General features: G+C 70.1%; 14 protein-coding genes and 1 pseudogene. 8 read left to right on the forward strand and 7 right to left on the reverse strand.

Annotated elements, in window-relative coordinates; genetic code table 11:
• Positions 1 to 11: 11 nt before the first annotated feature.
• Complete coding sequence (locus M8J74_RS36445) at positions 12 to 227, reverse strand: hypothetical protein (RefSeq protein WP_249840534.1); 216 nt, start codon at positions 225 to 227, stop codon at positions 12 to 14.
• 213 nt (positions 228 to 440) lie between these two features.
• Between M8J74_RS36445 and M8J74_RS36450 the strand changes: the two are divergent.
• Both M8J74_RS36450 and M8J74_RS36455 read left to right on the forward strand, forming a co-directional pair.
• A pseudogene (locus tag M8J74_RS36450) lies at positions 441 to 1,671 on the forward strand (DUF418 domain-containing protein).
• A gap of 363 nt (positions 1,672 to 2,034) precedes the next feature.
• Positions 2,035 to 3,678, forward strand: a complete 1,644-nt coding sequence (locus tag M8J74_RS36455) for a serine hydrolase (RefSeq protein WP_372500378.1) — start codon at positions 2,035 to 2,037, stop codon at positions 3,676 to 3,678.
• A 206-nt stretch (positions 3,679 to 3,884) separates the two neighbouring features.
• Here M8J74_RS36455 and M8J74_RS36460 read toward each other — a convergent pair whose 3' ends face one another.
• Complete coding sequence (locus M8J74_RS36460) at positions 3,885 to 4,535, reverse strand: response regulator (protein ID WP_249840536.1); 651 nt, start codon at positions 4,533 to 4,535, stop codon at positions 3,885 to 3,887.
• Positions 4,532 to 5,695 (reverse strand): sensor histidine kinase, encoded by a 1,164-nt coding sequence (locus tag M8J74_RS36465; protein WP_249840537.1) that lies wholly within the window; start codon positions 5,693 to 5,695, stop codon positions 4,532 to 4,534. Before M8J74_RS36465 ends, M8J74_RS36460 begins: the two co-directional genes overlap by 4 nt.
• A gap of 132 nt (positions 5,696 to 5,827) precedes the next feature.
• On the opposite strand from M8J74_RS36465, the gene M8J74_RS36470 reads away from it, so the two are divergent.
• Both M8J74_RS36470 and M8J74_RS36475 read left to right on the forward strand, forming a co-directional pair.
• Complete coding sequence (locus M8J74_RS36470) at positions 5,828 to 6,553, forward strand: class I SAM-dependent methyltransferase (protein WP_249840538.1); 726 nt, start codon at positions 5,828 to 5,830, stop codon at positions 6,551 to 6,553.
• The gene (locus M8J74_RS36475; protein ID WP_249840539.1) at positions 6,550 to 7,164 is read left to right on the forward strand and encodes a DedA family protein; all 615 of its coding nucleotides are present in this window, start codon (positions 6,550 to 6,552) and stop codon (positions 7,162 to 7,164) included. The genes M8J74_RS36470 and M8J74_RS36475 overlap by 4 nt, the downstream gene beginning before the upstream one ends.
• A gap of 305 nt (positions 7,165 to 7,469) precedes the next feature.
• Here M8J74_RS36475 and M8J74_RS36480 read toward each other — a convergent pair whose 3' ends face one another.
• Positions 7,470 to 8,513 carry a PP2C family protein-serine/threonine phosphatase gene (locus tag M8J74_RS36480; RefSeq protein ID WP_249840540.1) on the reverse strand — a complete coding sequence of 348 codons (1,044 nt, stop codon included), beginning with the start codon at positions 8,511 to 8,513 and terminating at the stop codon, positions 7,470 to 7,472.
• Between the two features lie 425 nt (positions 8,514 to 8,938).
• Here M8J74_RS36480 and M8J74_RS36485 point away from each other — a divergent pair, with 425 nt between their 5' ends.
• Positions 8,939 to 11,602 carry a SpoIIE family protein phosphatase gene (locus M8J74_RS36485; RefSeq protein ID WP_308406173.1) on the forward strand — a complete coding sequence of 888 codons (2,664 nt, stop codon included), beginning with the start codon at positions 8,939 to 8,941 and terminating at the stop codon, positions 11,600 to 11,602.
• A gap of 159 nt (positions 11,603 to 11,761) precedes the next feature.
• On the opposite strand, the gene M8J74_RS36490 is transcribed toward M8J74_RS36485, so the two are convergent.
• Both M8J74_RS36490 and M8J74_RS36495 read right to left on the reverse strand, forming a co-directional pair.
• The gene (locus M8J74_RS36490) at positions 11,762 to 12,214 is read right to left on the reverse strand and encodes a hypothetical protein (RefSeq protein ID WP_249840542.1); all 453 of its coding nucleotides are present in this window, start codon (positions 12,212 to 12,214) and stop codon (positions 11,762 to 11,764) included.
• A gap of 180 nt (positions 12,215 to 12,394) precedes the next feature.
• Positions 12,395 to 12,760, reverse strand: coding sequence for a S24/S26 family peptidase (locus M8J74_RS36495; protein ID WP_249840543.1), 366 nt, complete (start codon positions 12,758 to 12,760; stop codon positions 12,395 to 12,397).
• 311 nt (positions 12,761 to 13,071) lie between these two features.
• On the opposite strand from M8J74_RS36495, the gene M8J74_RS36500 reads away from it, so the two are divergent.
• Positions 13,072 to 13,467 (forward strand): hypothetical protein, encoded by a 396-nt coding sequence (locus M8J74_RS36500; RefSeq protein ID WP_249840544.1) that lies wholly within the window; start codon positions 13,072 to 13,074, stop codon positions 13,465 to 13,467.
• A gap of 329 nt (positions 13,468 to 13,796) precedes the next feature.
• Positions 13,797 to 14,522, forward strand: coding sequence for a DUF4241 domain-containing protein (locus tag M8J74_RS36505; RefSeq protein ID WP_249840545.1), 726 nt, complete (start codon positions 13,797 to 13,799; stop codon positions 14,520 to 14,522).
• A gap of 569 nt (positions 14,523 to 15,091) precedes the next feature.
• On the opposite strand, the gene M8J74_RS36510 is transcribed toward M8J74_RS36505, so the two are convergent.
• On the reverse strand, positions 15,092 to 16,327 hold the full coding sequence (locus M8J74_RS36510) for a Gfo/Idh/MocA family protein (protein WP_249840546.1): 1,236 nt from the start codon (positions 16,325 to 16,327) through the stop codon (positions 15,092 to 15,094).
• 541 nt (positions 16,328 to 16,868) lie between these two features.
• On the opposite strand from M8J74_RS36510, the gene M8J74_RS36515 reads away from it, so the two are divergent.
• Positions 16,869 to 17,684, forward strand: a complete 816-nt coding sequence (locus tag M8J74_RS36515; RefSeq protein ID WP_372500381.1) for an endo alpha-1,4 polygalactosaminidase — start codon at positions 16,869 to 16,871, stop codon at positions 17,682 to 17,684.
• Positions 17,685 to 18,517 lie beyond the last annotated feature (833 nt).

Raw genomic sequence — 18,517 nt, forward strand, 5'->3', positions numbered from 1 at the left:
CGATGCGCCGGTCAGTGGGCAAGTCGGCCTGCGCCCGTGGCGAGGGTGTGTACCAACGCTTCGCAGGCCTCGGGATGGGCGACGATCAGGGCGAAGGCGCAAGCCGCCAGCGTCAGGCCGAGGAACTCCAGGACCTCGCCCTTGCCGGAGGCGACGTCGGAACCCGGCACGTCGGCCACTGACCCCAGGGAAGTGCCGGTCTCCTTGTGTCGTGCACGCTGTGTCATGCCTCCAGCCTTGAGGCCCGGTCGCCTCCGGCCCATCCGGCAACTGACGGTCCCACCCCCGCCGGGCGGCTGAAAAGGATCCACCTCCGGTAGCACGGGACCGGTCGGGACACGACTTCGCCGGCCGGCCGGGCGATACCCGCCGACCGGCGGGGGGCGTCACCGAGGACTGCCGGATGGGCCGTCGCCTGACGTCCACGCGACATTCTCCGTATGACCCAGACGCAGCCACCGCAGGAGACCTCACCGCCACACCCCCGAACCTCCCCCGAGTCCGCCGTGCCGGACACGTCCGGTGTTTCGACGGGACGCCTCGTCGGGGTGGATCTGGCCCGCGCGCTGGCGGTGTTCGGCATGTACGTGGTGCACATCGGCCCGCCTCTGTCCGCCACGCACGGCGTCGCGAGCCGGATCTGGTACATGTCGGACGGCCACTCGTCGGTCCTGCTCGCCACCCTCGCCGGATTCTCACTGATGCTGATCGCCGGCCGCCGCGAACCCGAAACCGGCTTGGCCGGACGGCAGGCGAGGGCCCGCATCGCGATCCGGGCCGTCATCCTGTTGGCTCTGGGCACCGCGATGGCCATGGAGTACGGAGGAGTGATCATCCTCGGCTTCTACGGCGCGTACTTCCGCCTCGCCCTGCCCGCTGGTGAAACTGCGCGCCGGGACCCTCGCGATCGTCGCGGCCGCGTTCGCCCTCCTCAAACCACAGTTGGCATTCGTCCTCACCTCGCCGCTGACAGAACTGGTCCAGCAGGGCATCAACGCCTACGACCCGCTCCGCCGCCTCAGCGAGGTGGGCATACTCGATCTGCTGCTCACCGGCTTCTACCCGGCGCTCACGTGGATGTCGTTCGTGATCGCGGGCATAGCGATGGGCCGTCTCGACCTGTGCTCCGGCGCTGTCCAACGGCGTCTGGCCGCGCTCGGCGCCACCCTCACCGTGACCGCCTACGGCATGTCCTTGCTGCTCGCCGGCAAGGACGCACTGCGGAGCCTCACGGAAGACGGGCCATCGTCCAGCGGCTCGGGTGCGATGCCGCCCGACGGCGGGTCGGTCGCCGAGATGTCCGCATCGTTTCTCCTGAAGGCCGGGCCGCACAGTGGCACCACCTTCGACATCATCGGCAGCGTCGGAGTGGCGATCCTCGTGATCGTGGGCGCGGCGGTGGCGCTGGACCGCCTGCCGCGACCGCGCCGCCTGGCGAACCCCGTCATCGCCGTGGGCACCATGTCCCTGACCGCGTATGTCGGCCACTTCCTCGCCCAGTCCGTGCTGTCCCCCCCCGCCCGGACAGGGACCCAGCAGGCCTGGGTGCCGCTGCTCATGTACGTCCTCGGGGCGATCGTGTTCGCCGCCGTCTGGTCACGCTTCTTCCGGCGCGGTCCCCTGGACTACCTGCTGAACGCCGCAACCAAGCCGGCGAAGCACATCCCATGACACCCGGCCGGGGGCCTTCGCGCCCCACCTCGGCACGGACCGCCCACGGAACCAGCCCCCTCAAGGGACGATGGGCTGTGCCCAGAACAACAGGTTCGCCGCTGCCCAGCACCTGCGCGAAGGTCGACGACCACCCTCCGCCCGTCACCGCTCACGCCCCCGGCAGGTCTCCCCCGCAGTCGGGGCCGCTCCCTCGCATTCCGCTCCGGGCCCAGCCGGGCGCGTCCCGGTCGTGCGTGTGGCGCTCCCGACTCCGAAGCCCTGCTGAACGTGCCCCCACCCGGCGACAATCGTGCCGGACGGATCATCCGAACGGTCCGCCATCGCGCGACAGGTACCGGTGGCGGGATTTCCATGGAAGGCATGCCCCCACTCGACAGCGCATGCCACCGGCCCCTTCGCTCCGCCGCGGCACTGGGCCTGGTGGCGGCGCTGGCCGTCGGCTGCACCGGGGCCGACGCCGACACCACCGCCACCGCCACCGTCGGCCGTGCGGCCGTCCAGACGTCACCGTTGCCCACCGTCCCACCTGCCCAGCCACCGTCACAGCTCACCCGGGCCGAGGTCGAGACCGCGGTGAGCCGGCTGGACGGCGTGGTCCGGGACGCCATGCGCCGCACCGGTGTACCCGGAGTCGCCGTGGGCGTGGTGCACGACGGCAAGGTGCTGTATCTGAAGGGGTTCGGCGTGCGGAAGGCAGGCACGAAGGACCGGGTCGGGGCGGACACCGTCTTCCAGCTCGCCTCGGCCTCCAAGCCCCTTGCGTCCACCGTGGTCGCCGCGGCGGTGGGCGAGAAGACCGTCGCCTGGGACGACCCGGTCGTCAAGCACGACCCCGGCTTCGCCCTCAAGGATCCTTGGGTCACCCGCCATGTCACACTGGCCGACCTGTTCTCGCATCGCAGCGGCCTGCCCGATCACGCCGGAGACCTTCTGGAGGACCTCGGCTACGACCGCTCGTACGTCCTGAAGCACCTCCGCTACCAACCGCTCGCCCCCTTCCGCGCCCACTACGCGTACACCAACTTCGGGCTGACCGAGGCCGCCGTCGCCGTCGCGGGTGCTGCGGGGACGAGTTGGGAGAAGCTGTCCGCCGAGAAGCTGTACCGGCCGCTCGGCATGAATTCCACCAGCTCTTCCTTCGCCGACTACGAGAAGGCGGCCGACAAGGCCTCGTTGCATGTGAAGACCGGGGACACCTGGCGTGCCGAGCACGTGCGCGACGCGGATGCCCAGAGCCCGGCGGGCGGGGCCAGCTCCACGGTCCGGGACATGACGAAGTGGCTGCGCCTGCAGCTGGGCAACGGCTCCTTCGAGGGGCGGCAACTCGTCGACGCCGACGCGCTGGATGAGACCCACCTGCCCCACATCGTCTCCGAGCCGCCGCACGCGCCCGCGGGCAGGGCCGGGTTCTACGGGCTCGGCTGGAACGTGGGCTACGACGACCGGGGCAGGCTGAAGCTCAGCCACTCCGGCGCCTTCGCGCTGGGCGCAGCCACCAACGTCACGCTGTTGCCCTCGGAAAAGCTCGGCATCGTCGTGCTCACCAACGGCGAGCCCATCGGCGTACCAGAGGCGATCGCCAATACGTTCCTCGACACCGCGCAGACCGGCGGGCCGACCGTCGACTGGCTGACGTTCCTCGGACCGATCATCAAGCAAGCGGCGGCAGGAGAACGCTCACCGGTCGACTACGACAAGCCTCCGGCCTCCCCCGCACCGGCCAAGGCGACCAGCGCCTACACCGGGACCTACGCCAATGAGTACTACGGCCCGATGACCGTCAGCACCCAGGGCGGCGAACTCACCATGCAACTGGGGCCCAAGAAGCAACGCTTCGTCTTGCATCACTACGACGGTGACACCTTCAGCTACCGCACCACCGGCGAAAACGCCGTCGACTTGTCCGGCGTGACGTTCACGGTCGGGTCCGGCGGACGCGCCGTCAAGGTCCGGGTCGAGAACCTCGACACGACCGGCCTGGGCACCTTCACGAGGAACGACTAGTGTCCTGTGCCCTGTGTGGAGTTACGGCGCCCCGGCCACGAAGGTCCCGCCGTGCGCGGCGAGGTTGCGGCCGAAGTGGTCGTCGGGAGTGGAGGGTGGCCAGCGGCCTGTGCAGGCCGACCGGACCCCCGTCGGGCATACGGACTGGATTCGGATCGACGCGGGTGTCGTTGCGCCGGGGGGCCGACTTCACCGTCGTGGCCGGCTCATGTGGTGAGGTCTGCGTCGCGGGCCACGAGGGCGGCTTGGACGCGGTTGCTGACGTCCAGTGCGGTCAGGATGCGGCTGACGTGGGCTTTGACCGTGCTCTCGCGCATGGTGAGCCGGGTGGCGATCTCGGCGTTGGTCTCGCCGCGGGCGAGGAGCGCGAGTACGTCGCGCTCGCGTGGGGTGAGCCGGTCGATGCGGGCCTGGGCCTGGACCGCCTGGGGCCGGGTGGTGGCGTGGTAGCGGTCGATGAGGCGGCGGGCCGCTGTGGGGTGGAGCATCGCGGAACCGGCGGCCACCAGGTGGACGGCGCGCAGGATCTCGGCCGGGTCGGTGTCCTTGAGGAGGAAGCCGTCGGCTCCGGCGCCGAGGGCGTCGTAGACGTACTGGTCGAGGTCGAAGGTGGTCAGGGTGATGACCTTCGGCGGGTGGGGCAGCGCCCTCAGCCTGGCGGTGGCGGTGATGCCGTCCATGTGGGGCATGCGCACGTCGACGAGGGCCACGTCGATGCGGTGGGCGCCGGCCTGCTCGATGGCCTGGAGGCCGTCGGCTGCCTGGGCGACGAGCTCGATCTCCGGGTCGCTGTCGAGGAGGTCGGCCAGGCCGAGGCGGACCAGGGCGTCGTCGTCGACGATCATTGCGCGGATCATGCGGGCGTGCCGTTCTCTTGTGTACCGGCCGGGTGGGGAATGCGGGCGGCCAGGCGCCAGGAGCCGGCGCCGGCCGGTCCCGCGTGCAGATGGCCACCGAGCGCGCTGACGCGTTCGCGCAGGCCGACGAGCCCGTAGCCGGAGCCGACTGCGGCCGCTTGCCCGGGAGCACCGGCGGGGTTGGTGACCTCCACCAGGGTGGCCGGCGACCGGTAGTCGACCGTCATGGTCACCAGGGTGCCGTCGGCGTGTTTGCGGGCGTTGGTCAGGGCTTCCTGCGCGATGCGGTACACCGCCAGGCGGTGGGTGGTGGGCGCGTCCTCCGGTCGGCCGTGGATCGTGAGGGCAACGGGCTGGGAGGCGGCGCGGGCGTCGTCCACCAATTGCTGGACGTCGCCGGGCACCGGCGCGGGCACAACGCCGGCAGTGTTCGGCGCGGCACCCGGAGCACGCAGCACACCGAGCACGTCCCGCAGGTCGGCGAGCGCTTCCGTGGAGGCGCCCCGCAACAGGGCCAGTCGTTCGGCCACCGGCACGGGCAGAGCGTCGCTGCGGGTGGCCAGCACGCCCGTGTGCAGGGCGATCAGGCTGAGCCGGTGGGCGAGGACGTCGTGCATCTCCGCCGCGATCCGGGACCGTTCCGCGACCCGAGCGGCTTCCTCGCGCAGCTGCGCCTCGACGCGCAGGTGCTCCACGTCCGCGGCCAGCGCGCGCACCAGACGCCGGCGGCTGCCGATCCACATGCCGACGACATAAGCGAAGGCCCACAGGAACAGCGCGGTGACGTACCCCTGATGTCCCCACAGCCGAGCCGGCGGATAGCCGGCGAGGTTGGCGCCCAGTGCGGCGGCGACGCAGACGATCGCCGCCCGCGTCCTGCGGGCCACGGCCAGGTCGTACAGGACAAGAGCCAGCAGCAGCGTGCCAATCCATCCCCACCACGCGGTGACCGCGGTGACCACGATGGGTGCGACGGGCCAGCGCAGCCGCGGCACGAGCAGCACCACCGCGCACGCCACGGCCGAGGCACCGATGGGAATCGCATATCTGCCATCGCTGATCTGCTGCGCGCCGTTCACTGCGGCGACGGCGGCGAAGAACGTCACGGTCGCGCCGCGCCCTAGGGCCACCACCCTCGCCTGGATCTTGCTGCTGTTCACCGTCAGCATCCTAAGCAGGCACCCACCTGCCGTCCCTCGACGATCGGCGACGCCCACCCCCTACTTTCGTCGGGGGAAGCCGTCGAAGAACGGCGGATCTGCCGCTGGGCGGCGATTCCTAGCGTCATGGGCATGGATGACTGGACCACCTCCCACCAACGTGTCCTGGCGCAACGCGAAGCCGAAGGCTGGATGTTTCTGATCGAAGCAGCCCGTGATCTGCGCACCACCGGCGCGATCGCCCCCAGCGGCAATGCCCTGGCCCGCGCCCTGACCGATCCCGTGCGGACCCAGGCGTCCCGTCCGCTGGCCGTCCTGGAAGTCGGCGCAGGCACCGGCCCGGTCACTCGGGCCCTGATCCCCCACCTGTCCGGCGGCAGCCGCCTGGACATCGTGGAGGCCAATCCCCGCTTCGCCGCCCAGCTGCGCCGCCTCGTCACCACGCACCCGGACCTGGCCGACGTGCCGGGAAGGGTAAGTGTGCACGAGATGTTCGTCGAGCAGCTCGACACCGACCAGCGCTACGACGTCATCGTCTCCGGCCTGCCCCTGACCAACTTCGCACCCGACCAGGTAGAGCGGATCATGGCCCGCTACATGGACCTGCTGCATCCTGGCGGCACGCTCACCTACTTCGCCTACGTCGGCACCCGCAGGGCGCGTGCCCTGACCGCTTCCCGAGTCGAAGCCCGCCGTCACGCCGCGGTCGACGAGGTCATGGCCGCATACCAGCGCGCTTACGCCACCGGCCGCTGGACGGTCTGGGCCAACCTGCCCCCCGCGCATGTCTGGCACCTGCGCCGCCCCCTCGTGCCCGCGGATTCCCCCGAGCAGCGTCTCGCCGGGGCACGACGGTGAACGCGATCTGCGACCTCCTCGGCCACCTTCCGCCGGTCGCGGTCTACGCGGTCGTGGCCACGGCGGTGCTGACCGAATCGGTCCTGCTGGTGGGCGCGTTCATCCCCACACTGACCCTGCTGCTGACGGCGGGCGCACTCGCCCGGACCGGGCACATCAGCCTGCTCCTGATCATCGCCGCGGCGGCCGGCGCCGTCGTGGCGGGTGACTTCCTCGCCCATCGCACCGGCCGGTTCCTCGCCGACCGGCTCCGCACCGGCCCGGCGGGCCGGCGCATTCCGCCGGCCGTCTGGTCACGCGCGGAGACGCTGATGGCCCGCCACGGCGGCCGCGCCGTCTTCCTTGCCCGTTTCATCCCCGTGGTCCGCACCCTTGCCCCCCACTGTGCGGGCGCCGCCCATCTGCCGTACCACCGCATCGCGCCCTACAGCGTCACCGCGGCGGGCGTCTGGGCGAGCACGGAGGCAGCAGTCGGATACGCGGCCGCCTCCTCCCTCCAGCACATGCTCACGCTGGCGGGCCCCGTCGTGGCCATCCTCGCCCTGACCGCGATCTCAGCCGTGCTCGCAGTGCGGCGCAGCAGAGCGCATCAGGAGGAAGGAACGGTGTGACCGTGCACGCAGTGTGCCCGCCGGCCGGCAACGAAAGAACCCACCGGTCAGCTGAGCCGAAACACCATCACATGCCCTTGGGGTGCCCGATCACCACGGCCGACCAGCGCCACGATGCGCCGCCCCGGGCGTTATTTTGGTCGGGGGCTGGGCGCTGGTGTGGTCGGTGTGCGCGCCGCCGGACGGGGCGATGCCGCACCGCTACGGAAGGTTCCTCTCATGCCGCACGTGCCCGGCAGCCGTCGTGCCGCGCGGCAACCCGTCACCGGTCGCCCTCGCAGGCCGGTTCGCGGCCGCCGTCACGGCTACGCGCGGTACTTCCCGGCCCAGGCGTCCGGGCAGCGTACGACAAGCGCGGCGACGTCGTCGTCGAGCTTTCCGCCGCTGTAGTGGAGCAGGGCCGCGTGGAGCCGGTCGAGCAGCTCGCGGGGCGGCATCTGACCCTGCTGCTGCGTCCAGTCCGGCAGAGGGAAGAACGTGCCGGTGCGGTCGCGGGCCTCCGTCACCCCGTCGGTGTAGAGGAGCATCTGGTCGCCGGGGGTGAAGTCGAAGGTGTCCACGCGGTGGTGCTCGCCGACGAGCGTCGTCAGGTTGAGCGGCGGCGAGGGAGTGGTGGCCTCCAGCAGCCGGGTCTTGCCCTGGTGGACGAGCAGGGGTGGCGGGTGCCCGCAGCTGAGCAGTCTGACCTGGCCGCCGTCCTGCGGGATCTCGGTGATGAGGGCGGTGGCGAAGTGCTCCGGCCGGTCCAGGAGGGGGAACGCGGCACTGTGACGACTGATGGTGACCTCCAGGCGGTGAATGATGCCGCTCAGGTCGGGCTCGTCGTATGCGGCTTCCCTGAAGCAGCTGATCAGCGCGGAGGCCGCTCCGACCGCGGACAGGCCCTTGCCGCGTACGTCGCCGATGAGCAGCCGGATCCCGTACGGGGTGTCGGCGGCCTCGTAGAAGTCGCCGCCGATCCGGGCCTCCTCCTGGGCCGCCAGGTACAGGGCCTCGATCTCGATGTTGTTCATGCGGCGCGGCAGGGGGCGCAGCAGCACCTCCTGGGCGGCCTCGGCGACCAGCCGGACGTGGAACAGCGTCTCCTCGCGCTGCAGCCGGACATGGCTGGCGTAGGCGGCCGCCAGGGTGACCGCGACGATGGCTGCCGCCGTGTAGGGCGTTCCCAGATCGGTGTAGACGAAGCTGAGACCGATCATGGTCAGTAGGCAGAACAGTCCGAGCAGGAGCGTGGGAAGCACGGGCCACATGGCGGCGGCGAGGGCGGGAGCGGTGGGAAGGAGACGGCTGAAGGCGATTTGCCGTGGGGTGGAGAACGCCAGAACGGCGATCACGGCGGTGAGGATCACCGGTGACAGCGTGGCCGCTTCCCACCGGCCGCCGCGGAGAGGATGCCGACGCCACAGCCGCCCAGACCCGATCACAAAATGCATCATAACGACAAGAAACTGGCATCGAGCTCGGATGGAAGACGCGACTCATTGCCCATGAGCGCCGTCGGCCCCCTCACCCGGCACTCCGCGGCGCTGTCCCCCGGCTCGCCATTCCGACTGCTCGTCTCGCCGCGGATTCGCCTCGCCGGACGGGGGTCGTAAGTCATCCCCAGTCCGCGCAGCGGTGTTATCAAGAGTGTATGCCGGGATGTCTCAGCCGATTGCGGACCTCACGTCCTCCGCCCACCGGTGGCCGACGGACGGGGCGCCTGTCCGTACTGAGTCCGCGCACCGCGGCCGGGCAGGTCTTCCTCCTCCAGAGCACGATCGTGGTGCTGCTGGTGCTGGTAGCAGTGGCGAGCATCATGCTGCAGGCGGCACGCGACGCAGTACGACAGGGGCGGCGGGAGTCGGTGGTGGCCGCCCAGTCGTTCGCCAGCGCCCCCGGTGTGAGCCTGGCGCTGCGCAGCCCGGACCCGACCGCCGTGCTGCAACCGCGAGCCGAGGAGGCCCGCAAACGGGCGGGCATGGACTTCATCGTCGTCATGAACACGGACGGAATCCGGTACACCTATCCCTACCCTGCGGAGATCGGGAAGAAATTCGTCGGCACCATCCAGCCGGCACTCGAAGGGCGCACCGTCATCGAACAGGCGGGCGGTCCCCCTCTGCCGGCGGGCAAGGGGACGGACATCCAAGCGATCGTCCCGGTGACCGACGCGCGCGGCACGGTCGTCGGCCTGGTCTCCGCGGGGAAAACCGTCAAGAACGTGTCCCAACTGTGGATGCCGCAACTTCCGATCGTCCTGGGCGTCGGCGCGATCATGCTGGTGCTGGCCGCGGCGGGGACGATCGCGGTGTCCCGGCGGCTGCTGCGGCAGACTCATGGGCTGGCCCCGGCGGAGCTGGCGCGACTGTACGAGCACCACCAGGCCGTGTTGCACGCGGTGCGGGAGGGGGTGCTGATCACCGGCGAGGACCGGCGGCTGCTGCTGGCCAACGACGAGGCGAAGCGGCTGCTGGGTCTGCCGGCGGACGCACAGGGGCGGCACGTGCGGGAGCTGGGGCTTCCCGATCAGATGGCGCGCGTGCTCGCTTCCCCGGAGGAGGTCACCGACGAGGTGTACCTCGCCAACGACCGGTTGCTGGCGGTGAACAAGCGGCCGACGTTCCCGGAGGCCGACCATGCGGGCAGCGTGGTGACGTTGCGGGACACCACGGAGCTGGCGGTGGTGTCGGGGCGGGCCGAGGGGGCGCTGGGGCAGCTGAAGCTGCTGTACGAGGCGGGGATGCGGATCGGGACGACGCTGGATGTGGAGCGCACGGCCCAGGAGCTGGCCGACGTCGCGGTGCCCCGGTTCGCCGACGTCGTCGCGGTGGATCTGCTGGACTCGGTGGTGCGCGGCTCTGAACCGACGACGGAGGGCTGGCGCCACCTGCTGCGGTCCGCGATCAGCGGCGATCAGCGGCTGCTGCCGGTGTACCGGCTCGGTGAGGTGATCACCTTCTCGCCCGACACTCCGCAGATGCTGGCGCTGGAACAGAGCCGGGGCGTCCTGGAGGCGGACCTGCGGCAGGCCGCCGGCTGGCAGGAACAGGATCCGGAGCGTACTCGAAGGGCGCTGGAGCTCGGGTTGCACTCCCTGGTGACCATGCCGCTGCGGGCACGGGGGGTGCCCCTGGGCCTCGCGCACTTCTACCGGACGCAGGGCTCGCCGGCGTTCGAGCCGGAGGACGTGGCCTTCGCGGAGGAACTGGGCGCGCGGGCGGCGGTGGCCATCGACAACGCCCGGAGGTTCACCCGCGAGCACGCGATGACGGTGACCCTGCAACGCAGTCTGCTGCCGCAGGGACAGCCGGAGCAGGACGCCCTGGAAGTGGCCTGGCGGTACCTGCCTTCGGAGGCGGGAGTGGGTGGGGACTGGTTCGACGTCATTCCGCTGCCCGGCGGACGTGTCGCACTGGTGATAGGCGATGTCGTCGGCCACGGGCTGCACGCCTCGGCGACGATGGGCCGACTGCGCATCGCCGTGCACAACTTCGCCACGCTGGACCTCCCCGTCGACGAAGTCCTCGGGAAGCTGGACGATCTGGTCGTCCGCCTGGACGACGAGGACGACTCCGGCGCTGCCCCCGACGACCAGGAGGGGGCAGGGCTGACCGGAGCGACCTGCCTCTATGCGATCTACGACCCGGTGGCAGGGATCTGCACGATGGCCCGTGCGGGGCATCCCGGCCCCGTGGTGGTGAACCCGGACGGGACCATCGTCTGCCCCGACGTGCCGGCCTCGCCCCCGTTCGGCCTCGGGGGCTACCCCTTCGAAACCGCCGACGTGCACCTGGCGGAGGGCTCCCAGCTGATCCTTTACACCGACGGGCTGCTCAAGAACGCCGACCGCGACATCGACGCCGGTCTCGAGGGGCTGCGCCGGGTGCTGGGCGGAGCCGGGGCCGGGCAGCGCACTCCGGAGGAGACCTGCCGGGCGGTGCTCGAAGCGTTGAAGCCGGCCCGTCTCTCGGACGACATCGCGCTGCTGGCGGCGCGGACCCGGCGGATCCCGTCCTCGTCGGTGGCCGAGTGGGACGTGCCCCCGGACACGGCTGTGGTGCCCTCGGTGCGGGCCGAGTGCAGGACGGTTCTGAGCGGATGGGGGCTGGAGGAGACCGCGTACACCACCGAGCTGATCCTCAGCGAGCTGGTCACCAACGCGATCCGTTACGGATCGCCCCCTGTCAAGGTACGCCTGCTGCACGGACGCAGTCTGATCTGCGAGGTGTCGGACGGCTCCAGCACCTCTCCGCGGCTACGGCGGGCGGCGATGACGGACGAGGGCGGGCGAGGGCTGTTCCTCGTGGCGCAGTTCGCACAGCGGTGGGGGACGCGGTACACGTCCCACGGCAAGGTCATCTGGGCGGAGCAGATGCTGCACGACGCCGCGCCCGGTCCCGCGGACCAGATGCCGGTCGACGTGCTCCTCGAACAGTTCGGGGATCCCCTGATGTGATGAACAGCTGCTGGTGCTGGTGCCACGGACGATTCGATCCCGATATGAGGTCGCACCGGAAGAACCTTCGGGCGCGGCAGGATCTTGGGCCTGCAACTCGCGGGGCTTGACTCAGCCCCCGCCGATGTCGGTCGACGGGAGCCGCGCGTCCGTCGAGGATCAGCAGGTGTCGTATTTCCAGTCGCCGCCCTCAAGTGTCCACGGCTGCCGCTCCTGATCGAATTTCGGCAGCCCCTTCACCTTGTACGAGACGCGGCCCATGTCCCCTGACACGGTGGCGTGCACGTTCATCGCCGGGTGGTCGGGCCCGTAGTCCTTCGCAGCCTGCTCCACGGTGGCCACGTACACGGCCTCGTCCGCCTTGGTCCGGCAACGCTTCGACAGGAAGACGTAGGCGCCCTTGCCGTCCCCTCCGAAGTAGAGGTTCGTGTAGGTGTCCGCGACGCGCTCCAAATCGGTGGCATCGGCCCGTCTCGGAGTGGTGGTCGGCGTCTCGGCGACCTTCGTGGGACTGCTGCTTGGGGGGTCGGCCTTGTCATCGCTCGACGAGTCGCAGGCGGCCAGTGCGGTGAGCAGGACGGCGGCAAGTGTGACGGTGACGCGGGTGCGCATGTGTCCCCCATGGGTGTTGTGGCTGAGGGGGCATGGTGCCATGCGGGCCTGACAGCGAGCTGACCGGCCTCCACGGCGTGGTCGGTCTGGTGCCGCGTCAGGTTCCGCCGGGTCACCACGAAGCTCACTCGTTCGGCCACCTGCATGGCTTCGCGGCCCGATGCCGCTGGAGCGCGGTGTTCAGCAGGAGTCCTTGGAATCGGCCGTGAGCGTTTTGCCCTCGACACCTGACCGGGGGACGCCGTCGACCGCTATGCAGATGCCAACGACACGTTCGTGGCTGGTCCAGCCGTTGACGCGGCCACGGTTGTTGCTGATCTGGACCCGCTTCCTGGCGAGGTCCACGGACGACACCAAGTGCAGGTAGACCGTCCCGGCGACACGGGCGAGGACAATGTCCCCGACCTGCAACTTCGTCGGATCGACCGGCGCGACGACCACCTGCTGCCGACTGCGTATCAGCGGGACCATCGAGGAGCCGCTGGGCCGGAACGCCACGGTGGCCCCGCCGGCAACCCTGCCTGCCACTGCATCCAATGCACCCATCCGATGAGGGTGGCAGATTCCCCTGCATCACCCCACCGATATACGCCCCGACAGCCACTTCCCCGGCTGACGAGCGAGGCGGGCGCCGGCTCTGTGGGCGCCCCCTTCCGGTTCGAGTACACGGTCTGTACCAATACAGCGCAGCGCGAGTCACCGGCCGACGGTGATCCGTATCCCTGACTGCCAGCGCTTTGAGCGCCGCCTCGCTCGATGTTTCAACGGTGTTCGAAGTCTTGGCGGTTGCCGTCTTGCGGCTTCTACGTTGAGGTGCCAAGCACGCACGGCCAGGGGGACAGGAGGAACCGGAGATTGTGAGCAGGTTCTTGAGAATGGCCGTACCGGCCATCGCGGCAGCGGGGTTGGTCATCGCTGCCACTTCCGGGTCGGCATCCGCGAGCGGCTCCTACGACGGATGCCCTTACGGAGCCGTATGCATCTACAACAACGGTAGCCCGGACTCCGGGATCGAGAGCGGCGGTATCTACTGGTCATACGGGGCGCACAACCTGAGCAACCAGTACGGCAACCACTACGTGGTGAACAACCAGTACGGTGGCGCCTGGGTGGAGATGTGCACCGGCTACAACGGCACCGGTGACGGCAACGAGATCATCTACGGCGAACCGTACGGGGACAGCATCGATCTGACCCCGATCAACTCCATCTGGTTGGGTACGGGCAACACCTACCCGTGCACCCCGCCGTGATCCTTACGCAGTGAGCGGTGCAGGGGCCGGCAACCCGTTCTCGGGTCCGGCCCCGAGTGGTGCTCGGGCCCGTCCGCAATCGGCCGTCGGCTCGGGCCGTCCGGTGGTGGGGCGACGCTGCCTACTTGGCGCGGCGTGGCCTCATGTCGGCGTACGCCGGCATCACCCGGCCGTGACGAGGGGCCTCGAGCGTGCGCCGTCCTGGTGACGTGCGGCCGAACAGTCGCCGGCAGGCGGTCGACGAAGGACCGGGCCGAACTGTCGATGTCAGTGGCGCCACGTACCTTACGGGGAGATCGCCAACTCGGGCGTCGGAGGAGGGAAGCACCATGGAGTGGAGCGCGGATGCCCGGCTGGCGGCGACGCCGGAGGAGGCCTGGTACCTGAACACGGCCTTCACGCCGGGACTTCAGCTGGGGACTGTGTACGACGATCCGACCACGCCGGTCATGGTCACCGGGATCGAGAAGTTGGCCAGCATCCGCGTCCCCAGCGGCCGCATCGTCGTGGACGCGCCCTTTCACGACGACGAGATCTGGGAGTACGAGCGAGGGGAACCGACACGGCCCCCGCGAGAACTCCTGCAGCAGGTGAGACCGGGCACCTACCGGGTGGAGTTGGCGTGGACAGCGGGACCCTACGAGTTCTTCGGTGAGCAGTTCGACGGCGTGGCGTGCGCCGCGACCCGGCTGGTCATCAGCGACGACGCCGTGGCCGGGTGGGAGATGGGCCTGGCCGTCGGCGACGACGTCGACCGGCTTCCTCCGGGTGAGCAATTCCGCTTTTTCTCCGATGCCAACGTGGGCTGTTTCGCCGACGCCTCCGCGTGGACGACATTGGCGGCGCCGTTTCGTACCTTCGTGGACGGAAGACCGGTCGAGCGCGACACGCAGATGCTGTCCGACGGTTGCGAGCGGCTCAGCGACGACACACTCGGGGCCGATCTGGTCACGTTCACGGCCGAGTCCGGCGGTGTCGTCTGGCTCGGCCGCACCGCGACCGGCGACGTGGCCTGCATCGCGGTCACCAGCGGCATGCCTGGCGCAAAGGCCTGAACGCCCCGCGCGTCCATACCCGTGCCGGGTCGGCGACGTTCGGGAATCAGTTTGCAGAGGCGGCTGAGCAGCTCCACCCTGAGCGGAGCGCCGCTTGGTCACTGGCGTTGGTGCCACTAGCGTGGTTCCGAGTGCGGACTGCTCATGCGGGGCGCTCTGCCGGTTCGCCCTCAACTCGGCCTGGGCGCGTTCGCCGCGTGCTGGTTGTGCCCCCGGGAGACGGACCACGGCGGCGTTGAGCAGTGGAGTGGCCACGTCATGGCGCTTTGCCTGCAGGGCGACGTAAGCGCCGTCGGACAGGGGGTGACCGGCGGCGTCGGACACAGCGGCGGTCTCGGCGAGAACCGCGTCGGAGAACCCTTTGCCGCCGCCGACCGCCGCCACATCGCCGATGGTGCCCTGCGCGAGGCATGCTGCCCAGGACGTGGGAGAGGGTCCGGGCCATGTACCCGTTGAAGTAACCCGATGCCGCCAGGGCGCCCCGCCCTCAAGGAGCCGCCACGCCCAGTCGGGGTGAGCCCATCCCACGTACCGGCAAAGAGATCCAGCGCCTGTGGATGCGGAGGCTCTCAGTCACTCCGGGAAGTCGGGGCACGGGAGCCGGGCTGATGATGGGCGAAGTAGTCGGCGAGGTGCGGGGCGAGGGCGGGGACCTCCACCGGAGTGCCGCCCGAGCGCAGCGACACGGTGGCCGCAATGCCCGTCGCGACGGCTTCGCGGGCGGCGACCGGCGACGTCTCGGTTGCACCGCCGTACGCGACGAAATGCAGGAACTCGTCGACGAGGGACTGATCCGCGCCTCCGTGCGGGCCGTCGGCCGTTTCGGTCGGAGTCAGGGTCAGATCTGCCTCGGGGCGGTAGCCGGAGCGCCGCCGGTTCCACACCTTGATCACCGGGGCGTTTCCCTCGACGCCGTCCCCGAGGTTCTCGATGCGGCCCTCGTCGCCGATAACGGTGTAGTTGCGCCAGTAGTCGGGGGTGAAGTGACACTGCTGGTAGCTCGTGAGCACCCCGTTGTCGAGGCGGGTCAGCACCATGCTGATGTCCTCCACGTCGATGACGGGGTTGAGATCGCGCAGCGCGGACGGCGGCCAGACGCCCTCGTCGAACCAGTCCTGCACCCGCGCCGAACCCGGTGGCCGGGTACGGCGGTGCGGACTGGCACCGTAGACGGACAGGTCGCCCAGTGCGGTCACCGTGCGGGCGTAGCCGCCCGCCAGCCAATGGATCGCGTCGAGGTCGTGTGCGCCTTTCTGGAGCAACAGGCCGGTGCTTCGGGCTCGTTCGGCGTGCCAGTCCTTGAAGTAGTAGTCGCCGCCGTGGCCGACGAAATGTCTGCACCACACGGCCCGCACGGTTCCGATCGCGCCGTCGTCGACGAGTCTGCGCATGGCGCGCAGGACCGGCAGATGGCGGAGGTTGTGCCCGACGTACAGCCGGGTGCCGGTGCGGGCCGCGGCGGCCAGGATCCGGTCGCAGTCGTCGAGGTCGACGGCCAGAGGCTTCTCGACGAACACAGCGACGCCTGCTTCGAGGAAGTACAGAGCCGGAGCCGTGTGGACGTCGTCCGGGGTGAGGACGAACACGGCGTCCAGACCGTCCGCGAGCATCTCCTCATAGCGCTCGTGGACTTGGACGCCGGCCCCGAAGAGGGTACGAGCGTCGACGCGGCCGCGCTCGGACGTATCGGCGCAGGACACGACGCGGGCCGAACCGGGCCGCTCTGCCAGGAGGGCCAGCGCGGCTCGCTGGCCCGTGCCGACGACACCGACCCGCAGTTCCGACACGCTCGGATCACTGGTCATGGAACAGCCCTTCATCGGAGACGGGGAGACGGCGCTGATGTTTGCGGCGCTGATGTTCGGACGAGGGAGGCGGCGGTCGCAGCCCAAGGCGGGGAGCAGGAGCGCTATGACGACAAAGCCCGCACGGGGCACGGCGGACATGCACCACGACGTGCTCCGAGCCGACGGCGCAGCCTGAGCTCGACGGTGGCACCCAAGACCATAGATGCTTGAACATGCTCCATCAACGCCCACATCGAGCGTCTTCGAGCATTCTTTGTTCAGTCGGGCGTGGTCGCCGATGCGCCGACCGAAGTTCGGGTACGCAGCCGGGCTGGGAACGCCCCCCCCCGACTGGCCCCATGTGCACGGCACTTGGGCAGCGCGTTGACATCCTCACAGGTGGTCGCTTTACTCCTGGGCTAACGCCGGAGCCACGCTCCGCGTGCAGAGGCACGCCCAGCCGGTATGCAGGCCCCCGCGCCGCGAGCCCGGCCCGAGTCGCCAGGACGCCCCACGTGTCCGAGGCGGGGACGTGCCCGCTTCCTCTGGAGCTCACCGCATGAGCAACCACAACACCGCCTCCCGCAAACTCACCGGCGTGGCCATGGGTGCCGCGGCCCTGACCGGCTCTCTGCTCGTCCAAGCGCCCTCCACACAGGCCGCGACCGTCACCCTGCCGCCCACGCATGCCGCCTTCGACTACCAGATCGGCGGCGCCTACACCCCGCCGCAGGGCGTCAAGGTCGTCACGCGCGACCACAGCGCCTCCCCGGCGGCGGGCCTGTACAACATCTGCTACGTCAACGCCTTCCAGGCACAGCCGGGCGCCGAGAAGGACTGGGCCGCGGACCTGCTGCTGCGCGACTCCGCGGGCAAGGTCGTCTACGACGAGGACTGGGGCGAGGCCCTCCTCGACGTCAGCACGGACGCCAAGCGGCAGCGGATCGCCGGCACGATCGGAGCCCAGATCGACGGTTGCCGGGCAAAGGGCTTCCAGGCCGTCGAGCCCGACAACTACGACAGCTACACCCGCTCGGGCAACCGCCTGACGGCGAACAACGCACAGGCGTTCATCAAGCTGCTCTCCGCCCGCGCGCACGCGGACGGCCTGGCCATCGCCCAGAAGAACACCTCCGAACTGGCCGGCAATCGCAAGGCCAACGGCCTCGACTTCGCGGTGGCCGAGGAGTGCGGCCAGTACGACGAGTGCGGCGACTACACCAGCGCCTTCGGCAACAACGTGATCGTGATCGAGTACACCGACACGGGCAGGTCGAAGGCGTGCAAGGGGTGGGGCGGCACGCTGAGCATCGTCCAGCGCGACGTGGACGTCTCCCCGGTCGGCACGAGCGGGTACGTCCGCAAGACCTGCTGATCGCTCCGCTGGAAGCGCCGCGTCATGTCGTGGGTCGCCTGCGGCGCCGTCGCGGCTGGTCGCGCAGTTCCCCGCGCCCGTTGAGGACGCGGTCGAACCGCAGTTGACATCGCCCGCCCCCCTTGAGCGCGCGTCTGCCTGTGACGGCTCACCGAGCCGTCACAGGCAGACGCGCACACGCCCTCGCCCCATGCTCAATCATGCGCGCTTCATCGGTGTTTCAAGCAGATCCAAGCACCACTGCCTCTTGACAGCCGCCCGGCACCGTCGTTTAACTCCTGGCCAACGCCACAGTCGAAGCACTCGGCGGCAGAGGTACGCCCAGCCGGTAGCTGGCCACGCGCCAGAAGTCCGGACTGAGTCGCCAGGACCCGTAGGGGTCCGAGGCGGGGACGTGCCCACCAGGTTCTGGGGCCCAGACATGACCCTCCTCCGCACGACTCCCCCGGCCTCCGTGCCACGACGACCGCGCACGGACGCACTTCTCGTGCCCATCGGCCCACCCGGTCCCGCGAGGCCCTCACTCCACCGGCCCAGCCCCACCGGGGCTGCGCGGTGCCGTCGCCGGCGGCACGACCGCCGTACGACTCGCAGCACCCGCGACGCTGAGCACCGGCCGCCTGCACGCCACAGCTGACGTAGACCGGCCGCGCCTCCAGTCCCACCAGCCGCAGCCACCGGCCCCGGCCGAATCGCCGCACACCGAACGCACACCCTGCGCGAAAACGCGTGTCCCACAGCTCCACACCGGAGGTACCTATGCATGCGGTCCCCCGCAGCGCGCCGCCCGCACGCCGCGACGTGCTGCGCGCCGGCGCGGCCTGGGCCACCGC

It is taken from the genome of Streptomyces panaciradicis (assembly GCF_023516615.1).
GTDB classification, from domain to species: domain Bacteria; phylum Actinomycetota; class Actinomycetes; order Streptomycetales; family Streptomycetaceae; genus Streptomyces; species Streptomyces panaciradicis.

Coding starts and splice junctions, on each gene's coding strand:
- M8J74_RS36510 (WP_249840546.1), bottom strand. CDS start 16,327: ATGACCAGTGATCCGAGCGTGTCGGAACTGCGGGTCGGTGTCGTCGGC.
- M8J74_RS36505 (WP_249840545.1), top strand. CDS start 13,797: ATGGAGTGGAGCGCGGATGCCCGGCTGGCGGCGACGCCGGAGGAGGCC.
- M8J74_RS36470 (WP_249840538.1), top strand. CDS start 5,828: ATGGATGACTGGACCACCTCCCACCAACGTGTCCTGGCGCAACGCGAA.
- M8J74_RS36445 (WP_249840534.1), bottom strand. CDS start 227: ATGACACAGCGTGCACGACACAAGGAGACCGGCACTTCCCTGGGGTCA.
- M8J74_RS36490 (WP_249840542.1), bottom strand. CDS start 12,214: ATGCGCACCCGCGTCACCGTCACACTTGCCGCCGTCCTGCTCACCGCA.
- M8J74_RS36460 (WP_249840536.1), bottom strand. CDS start 4,535: ATGATCCGCGCAATGATCGTCGACGACGACGCCCTGGTCCGCCTCGGC.
- M8J74_RS36515 (WP_372500381.1), top strand. CDS start 16,869: ATGAGCAACCACAACACCGCCTCCCGCAAACTCACCGGCGTGGCCATG.
- M8J74_RS36455 (WP_372500378.1), top strand. CDS start 2,035: ATGCCCCCACTCGACAGCGCATGCCACCGGCCCCTTCGCTCCGCCGCG.
- M8J74_RS36495 (WP_249840543.1), bottom strand. CDS start 12,760: ATGGGTGCATTGGATGCAGTGGCAGGCAGGGTTGCCGGCGGGGCCACC.